The following is a 24,162-nucleotide window of genomic DNA, read 5'->3' as shown; positions in this document are numbered from 1 at the left end:
TAACGTGTGCAGGCTTCGCCTTTGTGCGGGGCCTGTTTTGGTGTGTGCGATTTTGAGAATGTACTGCTTTTATGCTGAACTTTCTTACAGGCTAGTCTATAATACTGTGGCATATAAAAGCTAACGGTTACCGTGTGTTGTTTAAAGGGCGTGCATAGATGTTTAAACGGTCATCGGATTCGGTGCTCAATCAACCGTCTTATACGAATTATTGGGTTTCTAGAATCTTATCTAATACCTGTTTTCAGATGCTCTCCGTGGCGATTGGGTGGCAGATGTATGCGCTGACGCACAGTGCATTTAGTCTCGGATTTGTCGGGCTCGCCCAGTTTCTCCCGATGGTTGTGCTGACGTTGGTGGTCGGTCACGTGGCGGATCGATTTGACCGTCGGGTAATCACGCTCTTGTGTCTCATCGTTGAGGCCATGATTGCGGCGTGTCTGTTCGCGGAGACATTTGTCGGGGCATTGGAGAGATTTCAAATCTTGTTGTTTGCCGCGGGATTGGGCGCGTGCCGTGCATTCGAAGGTCCTGCGTCTTCCGCTTTGTTGCCGCAAATTGTGCGGCAGGATTTGGTTCAACAGGCCGTTGCATGGACGACTTCTGGCGGACAAGCGGCGCAGATTTTGGGGCCTTCACTTGGGGGCGTATTGTATTCGTTGGGACCGAATTATGTTTACAGTACGGTCACGGTGGCGCTTGTCGTCGCGAGTATTCTGAACGGTTTCATTCGCGTGGAGAAGACCATCCGTGTGCACAAACGCGTGTCAATGCAGTCCTTGTTTGAAGGGTTGGTCTTTGTCTATCGACATAAGGTGATTTTAGGGACGATTTCACTAGATTTGTTTGCTGTATTGTTAGGGGGCGCGACCGCGCTTTTACCGATATTTGCGCAGGACATATTACATACAGGCGCATGGGGATTGGGCTTGATGCGTTCAGCACCGGCGGTGGGTGCACTTTTGATGTCCATCGTCTTTGCCTACTATCCATTAAAGAAAGCGGTTGGAATGACGTTGTTTGGCGCGCTGGCTGTCTTTGGCTTGGCCACGATGTTGTTCGCGGTGTCGACGCACCTCGTCGTTTCATTGATTGCGTTGTTTCTCGTCGGTGCTTCCGATGTGGTCAGTGTCGTCATTCGTTCTTCCCTCGTTCAGTTGCAAACTCCGGATGAGATGCGGGGCCGTGTAAATGCAGTCAATTCTCTGTTCATTGGGACATCGAATCAACTTGGCGAGTTTGAATCGGGGATGGTCGCAGGGTTTATTGGGGCCGTTCCTGCGGCACTGATTGGTGGGTTTGGAACGTTGGTCGTTGCGGGGATATGGATGTACCTCTTCCCTTCCATCCGGCGCATCCGCTCCCTATCGGAAGCGTAACAAAAGGAACCGTCGCAGATCTTATCTCTGGCGTGTTTGCGCGCTTCGGTCGCTTTTCACCAGTGTGTCGGTGTGATACTCTATTGCTGGATCGACGAACCATGTTTGGAGTCGTCGGTTCTTCCCTTGTTACATCTATGTTCTACCTGTCCGTGTGAATTATCACCAGCCGAACCGCTGCTTCGTACGCAAAGGCAGATGTGAGAATATGTTGAACGATATAAGTCAAACATGGCCTGGGCGAAGTCTACGTGGAATTTTGGAGACCACGTCAAATCGCTGAATAGAGGTCTTGTAGAAATGAATTATGCCCGAAACGAGCTTGTACGGATGCCGCTGCGTGACCGACGTAACCTCGGTGTGGCCACCCCAGGTATCGGTCGGCATACGCTACGGGCGCTATTGAATCGCCTACCTGCGGGGGTTGTCATTTTTAATTCTGATGCGTGTCTGTTTTGTAATGAGGAAGCGACAGACATCTTTCGCAGATTGGGTTTTTTCCCGGCACGTTCAACGACCCTTGCAGACATCCTTCAAGATTTATTTGATGTACAAGAAGATATTGATGCTTCGCATCTGTATTTTAAGCGGGTGGTGGGGCCCGCATCGACACATGTGGATGTCGAGTTTTCTGTGATTGATGCAGGTGATGAAGATCTCGTTTTTCTTATTCTTCACGATGTCTCGGAACTCCTTGAGCATCGAGAGACCGTTGTTCAACTAGAGGGACTGCAGATGGTTGGGGAGCTTGCGGCTGGAATTGCCCACGAGATAAGAAATCCTCTGGCGAGCATTCGCGGATTTACACAGTTGATACGCGATGCGAGGGACGTCTCGTCTGTGCAGACTCATACGGGGGTTATGCTAGAAGAGTTAGACCGGATGAATGACCTGGTCGAAGAATTGTTGCAGTTGGCGCGACCGCGCAGTCAACAGTTCGAAGAGGCGGATCTCGTGGGCATTCTCGATTCGGTAGTGTTTCTCCTCAACTCACAGGCGATTTTAAACAACTGCTCTGTCGTATTTTCGCACAGAAATGAAATGCCTAGGGTTCCAATTATGTGTCAGTCTAATAAATTAAAGCAGGCATTCATCAATGTGATTAAGAACGCGGTCGAGGCGTCGCCCAATGGCGGTGTTGTACGGGTCACCATGGAGTGTGTGGATGATTGGGTTGTCGTCAGCATAGAGGACGAAGGTCCAGGAATTCCTGAGGAGTACAGAACGTTGACGGGAAGAAAGTTTTTCAGCACCAAGGAACATGGTACAGGGCTCGGTTTAATGATTAGTCACAATATCGTTCAACAGCATCGCGGCACATTGACGATTCACACCGATATGCAACGTGGTGCGCTGGTGCAAATCTCGTTGCCTATATACGGGTCATCCGCGTAAGGCATCGCGCTAGATGTGATATGAAACGAGGACAATTGAAAATGTTCGTTTCCCAAAAGGGGAACTTTGGGTAGCAATGTTTGGACATGATGATGTCATGAGTCAAACATAAGCCTGAGTAATCGGAAGCAACTGACCGACGGCTCAGGCTTTTTATTTTTTAGGAGGTTGCACAGCTCGAATGTGTTCGTATCACATGTCATCGAATGGGTCCACGGCGGATTGGGACAAACTTGAGTCTTATAATTTGTACCAATTATTACAGGACTTATCCATCCCGATTGTGCAACACGTCCGGACGGCGCTTGCGGTCATTGGTGATGGCGCAAAGCGTATGCATTCGGTGGTTGTGTCGGACAGTCGGTTAGGGAAAATCATCGAGACGTGTGCGAAGTTGGATAGTGTGGTACCCAAAATCGCGGAAGCGTGGTTTGATTTTTGGGATTCACCAGTGGAAGCAGGGACGGCGCTGGAACAGCGGGCGAGTGTTCTGCGGCAGATATCTGAGTGGGTTCTTGACATGGATAGGGTAACGCTGGATGTTGCAGATCATTTTCGAGCGCAATTCGCGGAGGACCTTTTGGTCATGACGATGGAAATGAGTCGGATTCGGCGTATGTTTGCGTATTACTGCGATCTCTATGACGAGTTGCGCATTAGTTTGAGTGTGCATGAAGCTTGTTCGCCTTTGGATGATAGTCGAGGTGGGGCGGATAGATTGTGAGGGGAATTGCGGTAGGCTGACAAACCACGAATCGTCACATGGAATAAATATACATATGACCATCGCGTTTGGTAAACACTATGTCCAGAAGGACATGTTACGAGGGGTACGCGCATGAATTCACCATTCGGGGCCAGATCTGGGCAGCATCCAAATCAGCAAATTGCCAACTATATCGGGAAATTGCTTCGTGACACGTTTGGGAAAGGACCGGAAACGGTTCAGGTGGCCACGGGATTTACGTTTTTTACCGTGTATTTGCGCAATTTTATGTCGCCCATGGAGAAAGTGCTGATGGAGAATGATCAGGAGGAAACGGTGTACGAGCTCCGGCTCAATTTGGTGCGCTCACTGTTTCCCGAAATTCGTACGTATGTTGAGATGGTCACAGGGGTGAAGCTCCGAGAGTTTTATTGTGACTGGGGGTTCCAAAATCAATCCGGTATGTTGGTGGGTATCAGTGAAGACCCATTTCCAAATTCCGAGTCATTTCGGGAGATTTACGAAGGTAAAGAGCAGGTGGAGCGGGAGATTGTCCGAATCAGTCAAGAAATTCAAAAGCCGCCGGAAGAAATCTACTCCTGTATGTTGAATCCGAGGACGCTGTTGATTGTCCGCAACGGTTTACTTGTGCGCATCGAGAAGGAATTTTTGCGACTTGGACAAGCGCCGTTGTTACGGCGCGTGAAGGCAAGGTTGGAAAAGACATACTTGCATAACAGCGAGTATTTCCAAGAATACTTAAGTCAACGTGTGATGGACTCGTTTGTGGATTGGGATTTCGAACGGGATAAAAGTGTCATCGTTATGATGTTAAATCAGAAGCCATCGCCAGGGAAGGGGGAGCGTCTTCTCGGCGATTAAGACATTTCGTAAGAGATGTCGACAGAATGCAGTGTTTGTATGGGCTGATGCCGTGTGACAAATTGCTTCACAAAAGCTATTAAGTGTTGTCGCGAAAAGCGGCGCCAGCCTTGAATTTCTTTGTGTTGAATAACTTTGTTAATCATTTTAAAGTAGCGTCAGAAAGCGATTTCAGGTAAAGGGGGGTTCACGCATGGCGAGTCAAGCAATACCACAGTCAGTTGTCCGCAGCGGTAAAACGCGTGCTGCTATGCAGCGTTTTGGCGGTTTTCTCGCTGGTATGGTGATGCCTAACATTCCAGCGTTTATTGCATGGGGATTGATTACGGCCTTTTTTATTCCTACAGGTTGGACGCCGAACGCGCATATTAATCAACTGGTAACGCCATTCGTAAGCTTTTTGATTCCTATTCTCATTGGTTTCACGGGAGGCCGATTGGTGGCCGGGAATCGGGGAGCTGTAGTCGGTGCGATTGCCACGGCTGGGGTCGCGGTGGGTTCTTCGCAACCGATGTTTATTGGTGCCATGATTTTAGGGCCACTTGGTGGCTATCTGATTAAGCAATTCGACAAACTTATCGAGGACAAGATTAAGGCCGGCTTTGAAATGTTAGTGAACACCTTCTCAGCTGGTATACTCGGCGGCGGTCTAGCCGTTTTGGCTTTTCTTGTCGTACAACCAGTCATGGATGCTGTATCTACTGCGCTAGGTGCAGCAGCATTGTGGATTACGTCCATTCATTTGCTGCCGTTAATTGCAATCTTTATTGAACCTGGTAAGGTCCTGTTCCTAAATAACGCGATTAACCATGGTATTTTGGATCCGATTGGACTCCAGCAAGCAAAACAGACCGGGAAGTCCATCTTCTTCCTCTTGGAAACGGACCCAGGCCCGGGCCTCGGAGTTTTACTTGCGTACTGGTTCTTCGGGAAGGGAACAGTGAAGCAGTCTGCGCCGGGTGCGGTTATCATTCAATTTTTTGGTGGCATTCACGAAATCTATTTCCCGTACATCTTGATGAAGCCCATTTTGATTTTGGCTGTCATCTTTGGTGGAATGGCTGCTGACGCGACGTTTATGGTGTTACATGCCGGTCTTGTGGCGACGGCTTCGCCGGGTAGTATTATCGCGGAAATGGCGATGGCGCCGCGCGGTGGATACCTTCCGATTCTGGCAGGCATTTTTGTCGGTGCGTTGGTATCATGCCTGATTGCCTCGTTCTTCTTAAGCCGTTCGAAGGACGAAATGAGCGACGATGCGCTGTCTATGGCAAAGAGCCTTGTGCAGGATATGAAGGCGCAGAGCAAAGGCCAGGCAGTGGCAGGTGCCGCGCAAGCTAGTGCGCCAACGGCCGTACAGGAGACGAAGGAACTGACGAAAGTGCCTGACCGTGTCGTGTTCGCATGCGAGGCAGGTATGGGATCTAGTGCAATGGGTGCATCCATATTGAAGAAGCGTTTGCGGGAAGCGGGCTACGATATACCGGTGGACCACTTGCCTGTGAACCAGTTGCCTTCGGATGCACAGGTTGTATTTACCCAGGGAAGTTTGTCCGCCCGCGCCCAGCAGGTGGCACCGCAAGCAAAGATTTATATTGTGGAAAACTTCCTCGACAAGAGCACGTATGACCAACTGGTCAATGACTTGAATGAGCTCAAGTAAAAGCTGGGATATCCATGGCTAAAAAACTTACAGAGAGACAAAAGTATATCCTCTCCGTCATCTTGGAAGCGAACGATGGCGTGGATACGCATGATTTGGTACGCCGACTGGAAGTCAGTCGGCGTACCATTCAACGTGACATGAGTGCCATTCAATCGTATGTGGCTCTGTTCCACTTAGTCGTTCGTATGGATTCAAAGGGGATTTCTGTGGAGGGTGACCCTTCTGACATTCGTCGGATGGTAGAACAAATTGGGAAAATACCGCCGAAGTTGCCGCTTGCGCCGAAGGTTCGGGAAGCGCGTGTGGCACTGGATTTGCTGATGGAGCAGGGGCCATCGAAACTTGGCTATTTTGGGAAGCAACTTCATGTGACATCCGCGAGTTTAAGTCAAAGTCTGGACGACATTGCGGATTGGCTGAACGCGCACGGCCTTTCGCTAATCCGTCGACGGGGATATGGTGTCGAGGTGCAGGGGAATGAGGAAGCGCGACGGGAGGCAATTGCCGAGCTCGTCTATGAGCAAGTTTCGCTCTCAGATTTAATGACTTTATTTCGCCAAAACACGCATGGGGCCACAGATCATCCGTTTGTTTTGTGGTTCTCGAAATGGTTTGACGTGCAGCAAATCGCACAAGTGCGGGATGTCCTCAGGGAGGAACTCGCAGCATCCAACCCGCCGCTCGACGAGGCGGCTTTTTACGGATTTATGCTGCATGTGTTGTTGACGATTTCACGGATAAACAGTGGGGCTTCACTACCGCCGCCAGAGAATGCTACCGTCGATGCATCGCAAGACGTCCAGACCTGTCTGCGGATTATTCGGCGCTTCGTCCAAGGCAACGGAGATGTATCAGGAGAAGCCCAATATCTAGCGAAGCATCTTCGGGGTGCCAAGGTTCTTATGACCGAGGAGAACCGCATGTTGCCCTTGAATCTGACATCCATGGATTTGGCATACCGCATGGTGCGGTATTTGGCCAAGGCGTTGGATATGCCATTGGCTGGGGATAGGGGTCTGGTTGTCGGGATGGCACAGCACCTGGAACCAGCCATTCATCGCATGATGACAGGGTTACACATCCGCAATCCGCTGCTGGAGGAAATTAAGCGTCGATACGAAACTTTGTTCCACGCCATGCGGGCGGCAAGTCATTCGGTTTTGGGGCCCTATGGTCTAGAAGTCCCAGATGCTGAGGTCGGGTATTTAACGATGCATCTTGGCGCATCGTACGAGCGGCTCAGGGCACAACGCGTATTTCGGGTGCGGATTGTCTGTCCAAACGGAATCAGCTCCGCAGAACTGTTGGCGAGCCGGTTCCGGAAAGAGTTTCCACAGGTCAAAATCGTCGGTCTTGGTTCCCTTCATGATTCGGCCGATGTCCAGTGCGACTTAGTCGTCTCCACGGTCCCCATACACCAGCAGGGCGTGCCCGTGGTCACGGTTTCCCCGTTCCTGACCGACGAGGAAGTGGCGCAGATAGAGTCGGTATTGGAGGAACTTGAGGCGGACAGTTCACCGATGAAAAGCGGTGTGTTGGAACCTGCCTTGGCTGAGTCGAAAGCGCCTTGGTATGAGGCGGCGTCACAAATGAGTGAGCGGGTACAGATTCGTCGCGTTTCTGCGAAAAGTATTCGTGAGGTCATTGAAAAGATTGTGGACGATATTTGGTCAACCGGGGACACGAACGACAAAACGGCTCTGATGGATGCGATTTTGCAGAGAGAACAGTTAGGCAGTATTGTTTTGCCGGGAAAACGACTCTCTGTCTTGCACGCTCGAACGCACGCTTTGTCTCAGTATCAGGTGGCCATTTATCGGTTAGCGGAACCGTTTACGGTTCTAGGTGTTGCAAAGAGAGAAGAACCGGTTGATACGGTTCTCGTGTTATTAGCTCTTTCCAACGAGTCAGTCACGAACATTCGATTGTTTGGCATGTTGAGTTCCGCACTCGTCATGGACGACGATTTGGTGGACATACTGCGTAACGCGCCGATTTCTGTCGTGCAACAGCGGATTCGTCAAGTGATGTATCAAACAGAGGAGTGAATCAATATGAACATCCTTCAACCATCAAATGTCCTTTTGCAAGTCAAAACAGAAAATAAGACAGACGCGATTCGTCGGGTTGGACAGGCGCTCGTTGACAATGGTTATGTGGAGGCGCCTTATATTGAGGGTATGTTGAAACGCGAAGAGTCGATGACCACATACATTGGTAACCAAGTTGCGATTCCGCACAGTATGCCAGAATATGTGCAGCACATTTTGCACTCAGGTATTGTCGTCGCGCAATATCCGGACGGCGTGGATTTTGGCAACGGCAACATTGCAAAATTGGTAATTGGTATTGCTGGCCGCGGTGAAGAGCACATGGAGGTACTCTCACAGATTGCAACGGTCTGTATGGAAGAGGAGAACGTTGAGAAGTTGGTAAAGGCACAGTCCGCGCAAGAGGTCATTGATGTGATAGGTGAAACCTTATGAAAAAGGCCCTTCACTTTGGTGCCGGGAATATCGGTCGTGGATTTATCGGATTGCTACTTCATCAGGCGGGCTATGAAGTCGTTTTTGCCGACGTGGTGCCTACATTGGTTGAGCAGTTGCTCGCTGAGAAGGCCTATCGTGTAATTACGCTGGATGACGATGTGCAAGAGGAGCGAGTAACCGGCGTTCGCGCTTGTTTGCTGGACTCAGATGCTTGTCGACAAGAAGTCATTGATGCGGATGTCATCACCACTGCTGTAGGGTTAGGAAATTTGGGTGGGGTTTCTGCCGTGATTGCAGATGGGCTTCGCTTGCGAAAAGAACAGAAGCAAGAAGCGCCAATCAATATTCTCGCATGTGAAAACGCGATTCGCGCGACTTCTCAATTAAAAGAGAGGGTATTGGCGCGCGTCGACGATTCGTTGCGCGAATGGATTGATACGCATGTGGGTTTCGTGGATGTGGCCGTAGATCGCATTGCACCCAATCGGGAAGGGTACGCCACCCAGCCGCTCGACTGCGTAGTTGAAAGGTTTTTTGAGTGGGATATTGAAGAACCTGCGTTGAAGGGAACCCTTGATATTCCTGGGGCGACTTTCGTGCAGGATCTGAATCCGTTCTTGGAACGAAAATTATTTATGCTCAATGGCGCGCACGCAACTGCCGCCTATGCTGGATTCTTTAAGCACTATCGCACGGTCCTTGAGGCGATGCAAGATGCGGAAATTGCATCGTTGGTTGCAGACGTGCAGATGGAAGCAGCTGAGGGTCTTAAACATCGCTATCCAAGCTTGTCGCTTGACATGTTGCGGACGTATGCGCAGGCGGTTCGCGCAAGGTTCCTAAACCCGCACATCCAAGATGATGTAGCGCGGGTGGGGCGGGATCCGCTGCGCAAACTCTCTGCTGACGATAGACTTGTGGGGCCTCTGCGGCTGGCTCTTGCGGCCAAAGTGAAGACACCTGCATTGATTCGCGCGATTGCGTTTGGGTTTCATTACAACAATCCAAGTGATGAAGCGGCGTCAAAGATTCAAGCGGAAATTCAGCAATTTGGGATTGAGAATACGGTGAAGCGTATTACCGGTCTTTCGGAATCTTCGATTGTCGATGCGATTGCAGAACAATATCATGCACTGCTCCGCGCCTCGCACTCGGACGCCACGCATGGAAATGAGGTGTGATTGTGGGTCGTCGATATCATGGTGTTGCAGCATCTGATGGAATTGCGATTGCTCCTGTCTTCGTGGTGAACGCTGCAGTGAAGAATGTCGAAAAGCGCGAAGATGTGACGGTTGAACAAGAGTTATCCAAGTTAGAAGACGCTATTGCGCGGACGAAAGCTGAACTACAGCAATTGTACGAGACCGCGAATCAAAAACTGGGCGCCTCACATGCACAGATCTTTGTTGCGCACCTTCAGATTCTGGATGATCCAGAGTTTGTTGGCGCCATCCAAAGTACGATGCAAACAGAGCACGTGAATGTGGAGTATGCGCTGACCAGCGTGACAAGCCAACTTGTCGCGATCTTTGAACAGATGGACGATGAATATATGCGGCAGCGTTCATCGGACATTAAAGATGTCAGCCAGCGTGTGCTGGGTCATCTGCAAGGAACGAGTCGCGCATCTTTGGCGGCCCTTGAAGAGCCTGTCATCCTTGTGGCAGAGGATTTAACGCCTTCTGACACCGTCGTGCTCGACAAAAACTTAGTACACGCATTCGTCACGGACGTCGGGGGCAGGACGTCGCATTCGGCCATTATGGCAAGGTCTCTTGGCATTCCTGCTGTGGTTGGACTTGGGGAGATCAGCCAAGCTGTTGAACCTGGGATGACGGTTATTGTCAATGGCTTGGACGGTGAGGTCATTGTTGACCCGACACCTGACGAGCTGGCGATGTATCGACGTCGGATGGAAGAGGACGCGAATCAGCGACAACAGCTGCAGGCGTTAAGATTTGAACCGACGGTTACGACAGACGGACATCAAGTGGAGTTGGCCGGCAATATTGGCGGGCCAGCAGATGTGGACAACGTACAGGAAAATGGCGGAGAGGGGATTGGGCTGTTTCGGTCAGAGTTTTTGTACATGAACCGAAACGCCGCTCCGACGGAAGAGGAACAGTTCCAAGCGTATCGTGAAGTGGCAGAGCGGATGGCCGGAAAGCCTGTCGTGATTCGCACGCTAGATGTCGGTGGAGATAAGGAAATCCCGTATCTCGATTTACCGAAAGAGAGCAATCCGTTTCTTGGCTATCGCGCCATTCGGGTTTGTTTAGATACACCTGAGTTATTTAAAACGCAGTTGCGCGCGATTTTACGGGCATCCCACTATGGCCATATCAAATTAATGTTCCCGATGATTTCGAACGTAATGGAAATCCGGCAGGCGAAGCAACTTCTGAAGGCGGTTCAATCGGAACTTCGCGATGCGTCGATTCCTTTTGACGAGCAGATGGAAATTGGCATTATGGTCGAAATTCCGGCGAGCGCCGTCATCGCTGACGTATTGGCGCAAGAAGTCGATTTCTTTTCAATTGGTACCAATGACTTGATTCAATACACGATGGCCTGTGACCGCATGAACGACCGGATTACGCACCTGTATCAGCCGTATCATCCGGCCATCTTGCGGTTGGTAAAAATGGTTGTCAACGGCGCACACCAGCATGGCAAGTGGGTTGGCATGTGCGGTGAAATGGCTGGCGACCTGACCGCAGTGCCTATCCTGTTGGGGCTTGGCCTCGACGAATTTAGTATGAGCGGGGGTTCTATCTTGCGTGTTCGCCAGCTGATTCGAGACCTGTCGTACGAGCGTGCACAGGCGCTTGCGGACGAAGCACTCAAGCAAGATAGTCAACAAGCGGTTGAGGAACTTGTTGCAAAATGGTCGTCTCATTGAGAAGGCAGAAATCAATCGGGTTGTTTGACAAGGGGAATGGATAGCCATTCCCCTTTAGCGTTCGGTCACCGGTCTCTACGAACGTTGTGAGTCGGTGTGTTTTCGTATATCCAGATTCATGACAGGGCAGTGGTATAGTAGCCATGGGTAGATTAGAAAGTATCATGTAGGGGGCCAGGAGCGTGCGGTTGTTTGATAACCTATCTCAACTTCGCAAAATTAACAACTTGAACGACATCGAATTGGAGGCTTTGCGAGTGGAGTTGGCGCACCGATTTCCGGTTTTCCTTGAGGTGCAACAGGAAGTGGCATTCTTGGCGACAATTGAACAGGCTGTACAGCAGTTTTACCAAGGGCAAAAGGACACCGCCCTTTAGTTTGCTTTAGCGCGGAAGGAGGATTCGTATGGCACGTCTTGCAGCTGAACAATTATCCGTCCGCTATGGTGCACAGCGCATTGTCAGTGAGCTCAATCTCGCAATTCCGGATGGAAAGATTACGGCCTTGGTCGGCGCCAATGGTTCTGGGAAATCGACGATTTTGAAGGCGATGGCGAGATTGTTGAAACCGGACGGCGGAACCGTATACCTCGATGGGAAATCGCTTCTGAAGATGGACTCCAAGGAGGTCGCCAAGCAGCTGGCCATGCTGCCCCAAAATCCCGTTTCGCCGGACGGACTTACCGTTAGTGAACTGGTCTCTTACGGTCGCTTTCCATATCAGAGGGGTCTCGCGACCAGTACGCGGGAAGATCAGGGGATGGTTCACTGGGCACTTTCGGTGACGGGGATGTTGCCGTTCGCGGCGCGCCCGATAGAGCAGATGTCCGGTGGTCAGCGGCAGCGTGCTTGGATAGCGATGGCTTTAGCGCAAGGAACCGATATTTTGTTTTTGGACGAGCCTACCACATTTCTGGATATGGCGCATCAGTTGGAGGTGCTTCAACTTCTCGATAAGTTAAATCGCGAAGAGGGAAGAACGATTGTCATGGTGGTCCACGATTTGAATCACGCTGCCCAGTACGCGCACCATGTAGTGGCGATTCGGGACGGACAAGCCGTGTATAACGGAACGCCAGAGGAAGTCATCACCGAAGAGATGCTCCGGCAAGTATTCGGGATTCTGGCGGACGTGGTGATAGATCAGAGGACGGGGGTGCCGTTGTGTATCCCATATGGGTTGGTTGACGGCTCGGAAGAATCCCCGGCGTAATCCTTGGCCGCTGTCATTGCGCCTTGTTTTGGCTGCCTTTCTGGATCACGATCCAGCTCTTTCACGTGGGTTAGTTGCAGCTAATCATTGCTATTAGAGATATCAAACACTATAATAGGCCTCGTAATGTTGACTAGAGCTGTCAACATTACACCACGTGAAGGGTCAAGATGGGGAGTGTATCGCGATATGATGAAGGCGTTCAAGCCGTTTATAGTAGCTGGTGCAGTGGCTTTGTCGATAGCGGGGATGGTGGGCTGTGGTACTGCCGCAACCAATTCGTCGAATTCGTCCACGACGGGCACACAAAATTCTGTGGGGGACGCCAAAGCTGCGCCGCGTGTGATGACGGACGGATTGGGGCATAAGGTGACCATTCCGGCTGACCCACAGCGAATTTGGGCACCCGCGTTGGAAGATCCATTAGTTGCGCTTGGCGATAGCAAGCGGCTGGTCGGACAATACTCCAGCGGCAATGTGGTGGATGATTATTTGCAGAAGTGGTTGAAGGGCTTACCACACATTGACCTCTATGGGAACGGCTTAGATCCCGAGCAGGTGCTAAGTATGAATCCGGACTTGATTTTGCTGTTTGCGGCTGGGCTCGCGCAAAATGGGAAGTATGAGCAGTATTCGAAGATTGCCCCGACCTACGTGTTTAATGTGAAAAGCGGATCTACCGCCCCTTGGCGACAAACGCTACTGACACTGGGGGATATGTTGAACCAGTCGGATAAGGCGAAATCGTTATTGGCGACTTATGACAAAAAGGTGGCCAAGGCCAAAGCAAAACTGCAGCCCGCGGTTGGCAATAAGACGGTGGCTATTATTGAGCCGTCGGGTAAGCAATTGTTTTTGATTGGACCTGGGACCTTCGCGGGTCAAGAGGTATACGGTGATTTGGGATTGACGGCGCCATCGATTGCCAAGGGTTGGGATTCAATCTCCTTTGAAGAGCTCCCCAAACTCAACGCCGACTATATCTTCATGGTGACGGGCAACGACAGTGATACGGAAGAACACGCCTTGACTAGTAATCCAGTATGGAAGGGACTTCCGGCGGTGAAACAGGGACATGTCTACACCGTGAATTATGGGAACTGGATTAACAATGGTGTGATTGCCAATGAATTGACGATTGATGAAGTGGTCAAAGACCTGGCGAATTAAGCCGTGAGAACCTGCCGGGGACCGGGGAGAGGGTGTGGATGGATGCGATTCGAGGAAGCAGAACAGTACTTTCGACTGACGACGAAAGATCAGGAGAATGTCTCATATGAAGTTCGAGTCAATGACCTGGTATCTGACCAACATCAGATGCTACGCTTTCTGGAAATGTATCAATCACAGATTGGCACGACGGATAAGCATGTGCCCGCTGTCGCATTCTGCAAGTGGTTCTCCCTGGTCGCTGCTGGATTTCAGTACTTCGTCTCCGTTGACAATAGTGCCGTCGATTTGTCGCCGGGGAATTTGACGATTCAGGCTTATCCTGTGGGGGACTATACGTTTTTCTCCTAGTATATTGATGTCACGTACTCCAAAGAGTTTTGAGATAAAATTCTCGTAGTGGTCGGGGTACTACGAACCTCTCCTTGGGACCATTGGTTCTCGACTTAAAGAGTGTAGTCCCCGCCTTGCGAGCGTTACGAATGAGCTGGATGTTGAAGGGTTTATACCCTATCTCCGAATCTCAAACTAGGTTGTAGATCGCAAGGTTGTGCGGATCCGACCCATTTGGAGGTACGTGCAATGTATTTTGTTGGTATTGATATTGCTAAGCGTAATCATGAAGCCTGCATGATCGATTCAACTGGGCAGAGCCAAGGCAAGACTTTGCGCTTCCCAAATACTCAGGCTGGAGGCCAGAAGCTCATTCAGTGGATGCAGAATGTCGATCACGATTTGTCATCCACAGAAGTCGCAATGGAGGCCACTGGTCACTACTGGTTGGCTCTACACTCGTTTCTCCGTAAACATGGCATACGGGTGCGTGTCATCAACCCCATTCAGTCGGATGCCTTTCGAAACATGTACATTCGACAAACCAAGAATGACACGAAGGATGCATTCATCATTGCTGAAGTGTTGCGCTTTGGACGATACAGTACGACAGAACTCGGCAGTGATGAAATTGTTGCCTTGCGTCAATTGAGCCGATTCCGATTCAGTCTGGTAGACTCAATTTCAGACCTAAAGCGACAGGTCATCAGCGTGCTAGATATGCTGTTTCCCGAATACGAGCGACTCTTCTCAGACCTATTTGGTAAGACGTCCTCCGAATTATTGATGGAATACACAACACCGGAAGAGATCCTTGCCGTAGATACAGAAGAACTGGCGGCCTTCATTGCCAAACATAGTCGGAACCGTCTCGGACTGGACAAAGCGGAAGAACTCAAATCTGCCGCTGCTGCGTCGTTCGGCATCGACACAGCACTGGACGCGTATCGACTGCAATTGCGCCTGCTTCTCCAGCAGATTCGCTTCACAGAGGAGCAATTGGATTCACTGAACAGTGAGATCAAAAAGCGTCTCGAAGCCGTGGATACCAACCTTGTCACAATTCCAGGTATAGGTCCCGTCTTGGCTGCTGCCATTCTCGGTGAAATTGGCGATATAGCCCGATTTCCAACTGGCGTAAAGCTCGTTGCATTCGCCGGAATTGACCCTACAGTGCGTCATTCAGGAGAATTCACCGGAACGCGCAACCGAATGTCCAAACGTGGCTCACCTTATTTGCGCCGAGCCATCTGGCTTGCCGCAAGTGTCGCGAAGGTACACAGTCCAATTCTCAGAGATTTTTACGAACAGAAGCGGGCTCAAGGGAAACACCATTTAGCTGCAACCGGCGCCGTGGCGCGTAAATTGACATACATCATTCATGCCGTCTTACGGGATAAAAAGCCATACGAGCCAATCGCGTAAACCGAACGTCCCGTCTGAATATTCACATCAAGTCTGCTTCTGACAGGCTTATATAGATGCGTCCAAAAATCACTTCCCTTCATTGTTCTTAGAACTCAATTGAGTGCTTGACATTAGATAGCTGGTCTTTAAGGTTCATCGGGATATCGTGACGCGCGCACCTGCAGATGGCGCGCAGCGCAATGTTTGGCGTGAGCGCGCGTTCGCCGCGTTCTACGGAGATACGGTGCGTCCGGTTATCGACAGATTGGCTGAGCAGGCAGGTATCGGGGCAGGCCAACTTTGGGGGCAATTCCCTCCCAAGTTGATGTGGTTTATCGATGTCGTCAGCAAGGAGATAGACGGTGGTGCGGAACAGCGAATCGAGGCGGATTACCAGTATCTCATCTCCGGGGTGGACCCGCGCGTATTTGGCCGCAAGCGGAATCCGTTTGCCATCCGGTGGAAGACTGTGGAGAGTATGGAAGATCCAAAAAAGCAGGTCTATCTACAACCGACGTGCTGCATGAACTATCGTTTAGAGGGTATTGATTACTGTTATACGTGCCCGCGATTGACGGAGACAGAGCGCGCGGAGCGGAGGGAAGCTTTTCGATCCGCCAATTGCCACCAGACCAATATATAGGACGGACGTGACCATGAACGATAGCGCCAAAGTGATAAACAATCAGCCCCAGGCTGTGTCCAGACCTTTGATTGCAATGCTTGTCCTCGTTGGTGGACTGGTTGTGCTTGTTGTATCCTTCGCGGTGTCTATTTCTGTTGGGGCGGATATGATACCGCTGTCGACAGTATGGGGCGCCGTTTTTCATTTTCACGCACAAGAGACGCAAGATCAGGTGATACACTACCTCCGCCTCCCGCGTGCAGTCGCGGGCGTGTTCGTCGGTGCGGCACTCGCCGTGGCAGGCGCGCTGATGCAGGGAATGACGCGTAATCCCTTGGCTGATCCCGGGTTGTTAGGGATCAATGGCGGATCGGAATTTATGTTAGCCCTTTCCTTTGCGTTGTTTCCCAAACTTTCATTTGCCTATTTACTGCTGTTATCGTTTGCTGGCGCAGGCATCGGCGCAGTGCTTGTCTATGGATTAGGCGCGTTGTCGCGAGGCGGCTTGACCGCCGTAAGGTTGACGCTTGCGGGGGCGGCCATCAGTGCGTTGTTAGTCGCACTGAGCCAAGGCATCGCGCTGTATGGTGGACTGAGTCAGGATCTCACGTATTGGCTTGCGGGCGGGATGTCTGGTACCAACTGGGTACAGGTTGAATGGTTGATTCCATGTGTGATAGTCGGCCTCATCGGCGCCATGGTCGTCTCTAAATCTGTGACGGTGCTGAGCCTTGGCGAGGAGGTGGCTACTGCGCTCGGTCAGCGCACGAACATGGTGAAACTGGTATGTACGTGTCTTGTGCTCATCCTGGCGGGCGCTTCGGTGACGATAGCCGGTCCGATTGGATTTGTCGGTCTCGTCGTACCGCATATTGCGCGTTACTTCGTCGGTGTCGATTATCGATTGATTATCCCGTGTGCTGCGGTGCTTGGGAGTTTGCTCATCGTGCTGTCGGATATCGGCGCCCGGATGATTCATCCTCCTTACGAGGTGCCGCTCGGCGCTGTGATTGCGTTGGTCGGTGTCCCATTCTTTCTCTACCTGGCGCGGCGTGACAGGAGGGGACTGTGATGCAGATGTCCACCGCAGATGGGATGACACACAAACGAGTGACCCGGGCGATCACGGTGATGCTCGTTGTCAGCGTGCTCATCATGATTGTCTTCATTATCAGTATGGACACGGGTCCTATTCGGATGGCGCCGGGGGAAGTCATTCGGACGGTATTCGGAGAAGGAACAGCCAAAGACCAGTTGACGCTTTTTGATTTTCGCCTGCCGCGCATTGTTATCACAATTTTGATAGGAGCGGGCTTGGCGGTATCCGGGTGCATTTTGCAGGCGGTTACGCATAATCCGCTGTCTGATCCCGGCATCCTCGGCATCAATTCGGGGGCAGGGCTTGTTGTCATTTTATATACGCTGTTTTTTCCCAACGTGCAAAGCACCTTTGCGTTGCCGTTTTTGGCGTTCTTTGGCGCGCTGCTGACGGCCATGCTGATTTACGCGCTCGCCGCGAAACGCCGTGAGGGATTATCCCCGACGCGTGTCGTACTGGTGGGCATTGCGATTGCCGCAGCTATTAATGCCGCGATGATGGTGCTCGAAATGCTGTTAGACCCGCAGAACTTTCAGTTTGTCGCCACGTGGCTGGCCGGGAGTATTGTCGGGACGGATTGGACGTACGTACTCGCTTTATTGCCGTGGATTATCGGCTTATTGGCGTTTACCCTCTATAAATCGCGCGTGTTGAATGTGCTAAGCCTGGGTGATCAGCTCGCGACAAGTCTGGGTGCCCCGGTTGAGCGGGAAAAGCGACTGCTCTTAGGCGTCGCGGTCGCACTTGCAGGGGCTTCTGTGGCCGTGGGTGGCGCTATCTCGTTTGTCGGCCTGGTGGGGCCCCATTTAGCGCGGCGGTTGGTGGGCACGAAATATGAGTTTTTGGTGCCTGCGTCGGCATTGACAGGTGCTTTACTGGTCATTTTGGCCGACATGTTGGCAAAGTGGGTCTTACAGCCTACGGAAATTCCGACAGGAATCGTCGTGGCGGTGATTGGCGCACCGTATTTCCTGTACCTGCTCGTTCGCTGGAAATAGCGTGCTCAGCCAACCCTGTTGTCGTCTTTGACGGGGTTGGCTGGTTGGCAGCGTTCTAGCACCCGCCGCACGCTCACTGTTACTGCCTAGCAAATGAACTTATGAATGAACTTCGTATGACTGGATGTCAAGCGACGTGATGAGCGCTGGCGCTTGCTCCTGGAATTTCATAAAAGCGGGCTGCTTTGAGTGGGTGTCGAGGTGTTCCTTGGTTTCCCATTGTTCGACGAAGAGGAAGTCGTTTTGTACTTCGGTATCTTCGTAGAACCGATAACTCAGGCATCCGTTTTCGGTGCGGGTGGCTTCGATTAGCCCTTTGACTAGAGATAGCAACGCCTCACGTTTATCAGGCTTGCATTGAACACGTGCATGAACGATGATCATAGATGTCCCTCCGAATGTTTGATACACTGCAGCATGTACCATTTTCGCAATTCTATTGCTACTTATCCAGCATCCCACATGAAGCACTGTGCGTATACTTCCCATGGTTTCAATCTCTCTTCAACATTGTACCGCTAGGATGGTTCTTGGGGAGCAGGGTCAGAGCGTATGTAGATACCGGGCAAAGGAGGCAGATTGGTGGCAAAAAAATATCTGTACGAGATAGACTTGATGCGCGCATTTATTATGCTGAGTGTGCTATCCGTACACACGACGTCATTTTTTAGCGATTTAATTCATGCCGACGCGGGTGCAACTGCACTGACGCTAGGTGCACTGATCACCTCGCTGCATTACACGCGCGAGGCGTTTATGTTTATTACAGGACTTGTTTTATTTATCACCTATTATCGGCGGCCGATGTCCGTCGTGACCTTCTGGAAAAAGCGATTTCTACTCATTGTGATTCCATATGTCGTTTGGACAATCGCCTATATCGTCTTTAAGGGCATGTTAGATCCTGATTTCAATTGGTCTTTGCTATCGCTACTTGCTGGAATCAAACACTCGCTCATGACAGGTGACCAATACTTCTTGTATTACGTGGTCGTATCGATGCAATTGTATGTGGTGTTTCCACTGCTTTTATATGGGTTGCGCAAATTCGAGCGCTACCACCTCCACATTTTCATCGGCAGCTTTGTGATTCAATTGGGTTTGATGGCGTTGAACAAGTTTGTTCTTCAAGGGATGAGTTATTCCAATCTGCCATATGTTTTGGCAGAGATAGATAAATACCGCGATAGATTTATTTTGACGTATCAGTTCTGGTTTATCGCAGGTGGCATAATTGCTTGTCACTACGAACGAATTCGGGGCTTTTTCGACCACCATGTTCGCGCACTCCGCATCGCTCTTGTGGTGGGCCTCATCGTCTTGTGGGGACATTATCTGTTTGACCGCCTGGTTCTTGGCGAGCCGGAGAGTCTCGCTGAGTTGGTGCTGCAGCCGATTATGATTCCGTATAGTTTGCTGGCGGCTGCTAACATGTGGTACGCGGGCGTCCAGTGGGCACGCCGGCGTGAGCGTCCGGGATGGCGTTCGTTCAGTTGGTTCGTCAAGGTCGCGGCCAACGCTTCATTTGGAATCTTTTTGTTGCAGCCATTTCCGCTGTATTACATGGAGTGGACGGTACATCATATCAAAAACCTGGGCATTCCCAATTGGTTGTACTTTAGTCTACTGCCGTTGTCGATCTTGTTTGTCTACTTTTCGGCGATGTTTATCGCGCATTGGCTCGGTAAAATTCCTATTCTCTCTTACGTGGTGGGGCGCAAGGCGCGCTTTTCGCAACGACGACTGGGACAGGTGCAAAGTTCGATGTAATCGCGTAGCGCAGCCACCCATTTGGGTGGACTGCGCGAGGGTCGATTCAACAAGGAGGATGCCTGGTTTTTCAAGCAGCAACTTGGCAAGGAGTTCCGCGAGTGCATCCGATGGTGTAGCCGCTCACACTGCTTGTCGGCAGATGGGCTGCATCGTGCCGCCTAAGGTGGCATAGCATCTTGTCGAGGATTGTCGTATGATTCTCCTGATTATACCGACAATCATAGGAGGAGCGCATAAAAGAAGAGAGACTTCACAGGGTTGCAGCCCTCATCTCTCTTCTCCCCGTGGAACACGTGTAAACGCGTTCCATATGCAATTACCATGCGCACTTATCGTATATGAAGTCATTCCAAGATGTCCAGTCCTATCTTGATTTTTGCGAGCAGGGAGATCTCTCCGCCATACGTCCCCAATCGTGTTGCCACTGTCATGCCGAGCGACCGATGAATCGGCATGGTTCCTTCAAACGGTTCGTCTGGTGCCAGGACAGTGAAACTGTTATCCCTGCCTATCGATTTCGGTGTCCAATCTGTCTGAGGACAGTGAGTGTCGTACCCACCTTTATTGGTCGGTACGAACGGTGTACGTGGGATGTCCAGGAAGATGTACTGCAAGCCGTGGATGAAGCCTGTTCATGTGAACAAGTGGGTAAAATGATCCTTCCACCCACAGGCCCGCTGTCACCCCGCACGGTGTGGCGGTGGACAAAGAAGTGGCGTGCGTGGATGAACGACCTCGAACCCCGATTTTGGTCATACGTTATTCAACTGAATCCCTTCTTACGGATTCCCCGCGGTCGCGACCACCCCGCAACGCAATTTGCGCTGTTCCGGCAGACTTGGAGGCAAGTGACGTCAACGTGCGTGAGCATTCGTCTACTCCATGCCCTATTCCGGATAGCAACGCTGGGCGAAATATTTAATGATTGAAGTCCCCCACAAAATGTGTCTATGGAACCCATCTCCACTCTCTCCGAGAATGGAATCATCTCGAGATTTGAGGAGGAGTTGTGAAATGGAACCGGTTTTGAGGGAGAAAATTGCAGTCTTTCGGTACAGCCTGATTGCGCCCGTCGTGAGTCGACAGACGCCCCTGACACCCAGGTGAATTAAGTGCGTTTCTGAAGGAGGTTAGCCAGTGCGATTATGACATTCCGGGCAGTACGTGTCAACATCGGCTGTAAAATCCCCAATAACAGCGGAATACAATTCCCCAAAAATAACGGATTCAATTCCCCAAAATCATCGGGATGAATTCCCCACCCTTTGTCGAATTTACGGCACTGTTCACATCGTTGTGGGAGGTGCCACGATGACGGAGAGTGAAAAAATGGAAGTCAGAAGGATGTATCAGGAAGGCGTGAGTATCTCTGAACTCTCTCGAAGAACTGGACATGACCGTAAGACAATTCGAAAGGTCGTCCAAGAGCAGGAGGATGGAAAGAAGCCTTTAGCTGGAACCAAACGAAAAGGCAGTAAGTTGGAGCCCTATAAGCCGTATGTAGAACAGCGGATGCGTTTTGGTGTCCTGAACGCGGAGCGGATTTTACGAGAGATTCGGGAGCAGGGATACACGGGTGGAATCACGGTTCTTCGTGAGTTTATGCACCCGCTTCGCCCCGCTGTCTCTGCCAAGGCAACGGTTCGGTTCGAAACAGGCCCTGGTGAACAGGCCCAGATCGACCTAGGTGCATTCCCGTATATCGACGCCGAGGAGAATCGGCGCACGTTATGGTGTTTTGCCATGGTTCTATCCTACTCCCGGATGCTCTATTTGGAGTTTATCAAAGCGTCAGACCAACTGCATATCCTACAAGCCCTGCGCAATGCGCTTGAGTTTTTTGACGGGGTGCCAAAGACCATTCTCAGTGACAACTGTGCACCACTTGTTCTATCTAACGACGGACATGGGCACGTAGAATGGCAGCCGGCTTATTTGGATTTCGCCAAGTATTATGGGTTTGTTCCCAAGGCCTGCAAACCCTATCGCAGTCGTACGAAAGGAAAAATTGAGCGCCCGATTCGTTATATCCGCGACAGCTTTTGGCCGACCGCGTTTGTGGACTTGGCAGATGTCAATCAGCAGGCAGTCATATGGAGAGATACCGTTGCCAACATCCGCATCCATGGGACAACGCATGAGCGGCCGCAGTCTCGGTTCCCTGACGAAAAACTGCAGAGGCTGCCGAAACATCGGTATCTGTTGGCGTATAGCGCATTGCGTAAGGTCCTCAACGACTGTCGAATCTCATGGAATGCCAGCCTGTATTCTGTGCCGTGGCAGTACGTGGGAAAAAATGTTCTAGTTCGCACGTTTGAAACGGGCCGTCTACAAATTGAATATGGCGGTCAGGTTATCGCCGAGCATAGTCTCGTGGACAAGCATCAAGTCTCCATCAACCCTGAGCACGTAAAAGGTATCCCCATGGATACGCCGAGGCATTCACGGGGCAAAGTCGCTGGTCTTCAAGTCGAACCCGACGTGGAACAACGGGATCTGGACGTATATGAGCAAATCACGTCAGGAGGGCAATTGCAATGAGCGAAGCATTGTTATTGGCCAAGACGGAAGAATCTTTGTTGGAACTGGGGTTAAAGAAGGCCGCGTCGATTCTCCCAGCCAGCCTGGAGTGGGCTGCGGGAAAACAGGCGACGTATGTCGAGTTTCTGTCTCGTCTGTTAGAGGCAGAGACGGAGGAGCGGTTCAACCGCTACCTCCATACTCGCCTCAGCCTAGCACACTTCCCGTATCACAAGACGTTGGCAGACTTCGATTTTACGTTTCAGCCGTCCATCGACGAACGACAAATCAGGGAATTAGCACAACTGTCGTTCGTGGAGGAACGCAACAACGTCATTCTCCTCGGTCCGCCTGGCGTAGGAAAGACACATTTGGCTGTCGCACTGGGGATGGAGGCCTTGCAAAACCGAATGAGTGTGTATTTCGTCACCATGCAGCGGTTGGTCGCCGATTTACGAAAAGCGCATCAGGAGGGCCGCTTAGAGAAGCGATTGAAGGTGTACATCCAACCGAAACTCCTCATCTGCGACGAGGTTGGTTATCTGCCACTGGACGCGCTGGATGCAGCAAACTTCTTTCGTCTGGTCTCGGAGCGGTATGAACAAGGGGCGATGATTATCACGTCCAATACAAGTTTCACCAACTGGGGGGCCATGTTTGGGGATCAGGTGTTGGCGTCGGCTTTACTTGATCGCTTGCTTCACCACGCGACAACGGTCAACATACGCGGGAATAGTTACCGGATGAAGGCGTTCGTAAACTGCAACATATCCACGGCAACGCTCACCGCGCGCACACCTGAGCGAGTGTCCCAATAGCGGTCGAGGAGGTAAGCGTCAAATTCTCCCCACCTAGCGAGGCTGGGCAAACCCTGAAAGAATGTAGTTAAAACCTTTCAGGAGGTCATGGTCATGACAAAAGCAAATTTGGCACAGTTGCGAGAAACTTGGCAGGAGTGTGTGACCGCGTTCCACAACAGCGGACAAAGTGGCGCAGCGTGGTGTGCCGACCATGGTATCAAGGAACATCAACTCTGGTACTGGGTGCGCCGTTTTCGTGAACTCACCTCAACTCCTTCCTCTTCGCCTGACTTTCTACCAGTGCAAATTCGGGAATCTCTTTCGGTTACGAACACTCCCTTGCTGGTTCGAGTCGGAGCAGCCGCGATTGAAGTGCATCCGGGATATGACGCCCAATTGTTGCTCGACCTAATCAGGACGCTCGTAGGTTCATGCTGAGCAACATCGGTCCAGAGCAGCGAGTCTATCTAGCGTGCGGTGTCACGGATATGCGTAAGAGCATCGACGGATTAGCTGCGTTGGTACAAGCACAATTTCAGTTGGACCCGTTCTCTCCGTGTTTGTTCGTCTTTTGTAACCGTCAACGGGATAAGCTCAAAATTCTATGCTGGCAGCATAACGGGTTCTGGCTATTCTATCGACGATTGGAACGAGGCCGGTTTGAGTGGCCCAATTCGGCCGAGGATAAGACGGTTGTCATTAGCCACCGAGAGTTGAATTGGTTGCTGGACGGATTGTCCCTCAACCAGCAGAAAGCCCATCCAAAGGTGGTGGCACAAACGGTCGTTTGAGTGTCCAGAAGCAGC

23 protein-coding genes are annotated in these 24,162 nt (G+C 51.1%); 22 read left to right on the top strand and 1 reads right to left on the bottom strand.

The genetic code is table 11. From position 1 onward, the window contains the following. Window positions 1-158: 158 nt before the first annotated feature. The 17 genes from K1I37_RS20565 to K1I37_RS20485 all read left to right on the top strand — a co-directional run bounded on the left by K1I37_RS20565 (window position 159) and on the right by K1I37_RS20485 (window position 18,263). On the top strand, window positions 159-1,379 hold the full coding sequence (locus K1I37_RS20565; RefSeq protein WP_031218887.1) for an MFS transporter: 1,221 nt from the start codon (window positions 159-161) through the stop codon (window positions 1,377-1,379). Window positions 1,380-1,709: 330 nt separating this feature from the next. Next, window positions 1,710-2,774: an ATP-binding protein gene (locus K1I37_RS20560; protein WP_242215959.1), complete on the top strand. Its 1,065-nt coding sequence runs from the start codon at window positions 1,710-1,712 to the stop codon at window positions 2,772-2,774. Between the two features lie 196 nt (window positions 2,775-2,970). After that, entirely contained in the window at window positions 2,971-3,498 is a 528-nt protein-coding gene (locus K1I37_RS20555) for a hypothetical protein (protein ID WP_206917031.1), read from the top strand. A gap of 114 nt (window positions 3,499-3,612) precedes the next feature. Further along, window positions 3,613-4,362, top strand: a complete 750-nt coding sequence (locus K1I37_RS20550) for a Na-translocating system protein MpsC family protein (RefSeq protein ID WP_021297082.1) — start codon at window positions 3,613-3,615, stop codon at window positions 4,360-4,362. A gap of 193 nt (window positions 4,363-4,555) precedes the next feature. Further along, window positions 4,556-6,025, top strand: a complete 1,470-nt coding sequence (locus K1I37_RS20545; RefSeq protein WP_021297083.1) for a PTS mannitol transporter subunit IIBC — start codon at window positions 4,556-4,558, stop codon at window positions 6,023-6,025. Window positions 6,026-6,039: 14 nt separating this feature from the next. Continuing rightward, the gene (locus K1I37_RS20540; RefSeq protein WP_021297084.1) at window positions 6,040-8,076 is read left to right on the top strand and encodes a BglG family transcription antiterminator; all 2,037 of its coding nucleotides are present in this window, start codon (window positions 6,040-6,042) and stop codon (window positions 8,074-8,076) included. Window positions 8,077-8,082: 6 nt separating this feature from the next. Further along, window positions 8,083-8,514: a PTS mannitol transporter subunit IIA gene (locus tag K1I37_RS20535; protein WP_021297085.1), complete on the top strand. Its 432-nt coding sequence runs from the start codon at window positions 8,083-8,085 to the stop codon at window positions 8,512-8,514. Beyond that, window positions 8,511-9,698, top strand: a complete 1,188-nt coding sequence (locus K1I37_RS20530) for a mannitol-1-phosphate 5-dehydrogenase (protein ID WP_021297086.1) — start codon at window positions 8,511-8,513, stop codon at window positions 9,696-9,698. Before K1I37_RS20535 ends, K1I37_RS20530 begins: the two co-directional genes overlap by 4 nt. Window positions 9,699-9,700: 2 nt before the next feature. Further along, window positions 9,701-11,419 carry a phosphoenolpyruvate--protein phosphotransferase gene (gene ptsP / locus K1I37_RS20525; protein WP_021297087.1) on the top strand — a complete coding sequence of 573 codons (1,719 nt, stop codon included), beginning with the start codon at window positions 9,701-9,703 and terminating at the stop codon, window positions 11,417-11,419. Between the two features lie 182 nt (window positions 11,420-11,601). Next, window positions 11,602-11,796 carry a hypothetical protein gene (locus K1I37_RS20520; protein WP_021297088.1) on the top strand — a complete coding sequence of 65 codons (195 nt, stop codon included), beginning with the start codon at window positions 11,602-11,604 and terminating at the stop codon, window positions 11,794-11,796. 28 nt (window positions 11,797-11,824) lie between these two features. Then, window positions 11,825-12,631, top strand: a complete 807-nt coding sequence (locus K1I37_RS20515) for an ABC transporter ATP-binding protein (protein WP_021297089.1) — start codon at window positions 11,825-11,827, stop codon at window positions 12,629-12,631. 189 nt (window positions 12,632-12,820) lie between these two features. Continuing rightward, on the top strand, window positions 12,821-13,801 hold the full coding sequence (locus tag K1I37_RS20510) for an ABC transporter substrate-binding protein (protein WP_021297090.1): 981 nt from the start codon (window positions 12,821-12,823) through the stop codon (window positions 13,799-13,801). Between the two features lie 42 nt (window positions 13,802-13,843). Next, the gene (locus K1I37_RS20505; RefSeq protein WP_021297091.1) at window positions 13,844-14,152 is read left to right on the top strand and encodes a hypothetical protein; all 309 of its coding nucleotides are present in this window, start codon (window positions 13,844-13,846) and stop codon (window positions 14,150-14,152) included. Between the two features lie 231 nt (window positions 14,153-14,383). After that, entirely contained in the window at window positions 14,384-15,559 is a 1,176-nt protein-coding gene (locus tag K1I37_RS20500) for an IS110 family RNA-guided transposase (protein ID WP_021294825.1), read from the top strand. Window positions 15,560-15,707: 148 nt separating this feature from the next. Beyond that, a complete protein-coding gene (locus K1I37_RS20495) occupies window positions 15,708-16,184 on the top strand; it encodes a (2Fe-2S)-binding protein (RefSeq protein WP_021295114.1) in 477 nt (158 codons plus the stop codon). Window positions 16,185-16,197: 13 nt separating this feature from the next. Further along, window positions 16,198-17,238, top strand: coding sequence for a FecCD family ABC transporter permease (locus K1I37_RS20490; protein ID WP_021295115.1), 1,041 nt, complete (start codon window positions 16,198-16,200; stop codon window positions 17,236-17,238). Continuing rightward, window positions 17,238-18,263: a FecCD family ABC transporter permease gene (locus K1I37_RS20485; RefSeq protein WP_021295116.1), complete on the top strand. Its 1,026-nt coding sequence runs from the start codon at window positions 17,238-17,240 to the stop codon at window positions 18,261-18,263. Before K1I37_RS20490 ends, K1I37_RS20485 begins: the two co-directional genes overlap by 1 nt. 99 nt (window positions 18,264-18,362) lie before the next feature. On the opposite strand, the gene K1I37_RS20480 is transcribed toward K1I37_RS20485, so the two are convergent. Then, complete coding sequence (locus K1I37_RS20480) at window positions 18,363-18,647, bottom strand: putative quinol monooxygenase (RefSeq protein ID WP_021295117.1); 285 nt, start codon at window positions 18,645-18,647, stop codon at window positions 18,363-18,365. A 198-nt stretch (window positions 18,648-18,845) separates the two neighbouring features. Here K1I37_RS20480 and K1I37_RS20475 point away from each other — a divergent pair, with 198 nt between their 5' ends. From K1I37_RS20475 to tnpB, 5 genes are all read left to right on the top strand, one after another. Beyond that, window positions 18,846-20,033: an acyltransferase gene (locus K1I37_RS20475; RefSeq protein WP_021295118.1), complete on the top strand. Its 1,188-nt coding sequence runs from the start codon at window positions 18,846-18,848 to the stop codon at window positions 20,031-20,033. A gap of 1,314 nt (window positions 20,034-21,347) precedes the next feature. After that, a complete protein-coding gene (istA, locus tag K1I37_RS20470; protein ID WP_242215958.1) occupies window positions 21,348-22,577 on the top strand; it encodes an IS21 family transposase in 1,230 nt (409 codons plus the stop codon). Then, window positions 22,574-23,374, top strand: coding sequence for an IS21-like element helper ATPase IstB (gene istB, locus K1I37_RS20465; RefSeq protein ID WP_242215957.1), 801 nt, complete (start codon window positions 22,574-22,576; stop codon window positions 23,372-23,374). Before istA ends, istB begins: the two co-directional genes overlap by 4 nt. Window positions 23,375-23,467: 93 nt before the next feature. Further along, window positions 23,468-23,794: an IS66 family insertion sequence element accessory protein TnpA gene (gene tnpA / locus K1I37_RS20460; protein WP_021295100.1), complete on the top strand. Its 327-nt coding sequence runs from the start codon at window positions 23,468-23,470 to the stop codon at window positions 23,792-23,794. Beyond that, a complete protein-coding gene (gene tnpB / locus K1I37_RS20455) occupies window positions 23,788-24,147 on the top strand; it encodes an IS66 family insertion sequence element accessory protein TnpB (protein ID WP_021295101.1) in 360 nt (119 codons plus the stop codon). The genes tnpA and tnpB overlap by 7 nt, the downstream gene beginning before the upstream one ends. The last annotated feature ends 15 nt before the right edge of the window (window positions 24,148-24,162 follow it).

The organism is Alicyclobacillus acidoterrestris (assembly GCF_022674245.1).
Taxonomy (GTDB): domain Bacteria; phylum Bacillota; class Bacilli; order Alicyclobacillales; family Alicyclobacillaceae; genus Alicyclobacillus; species Alicyclobacillus acidoterrestris.
This window is presented reverse-complemented; position numbering and strand designations above follow the sequence as displayed.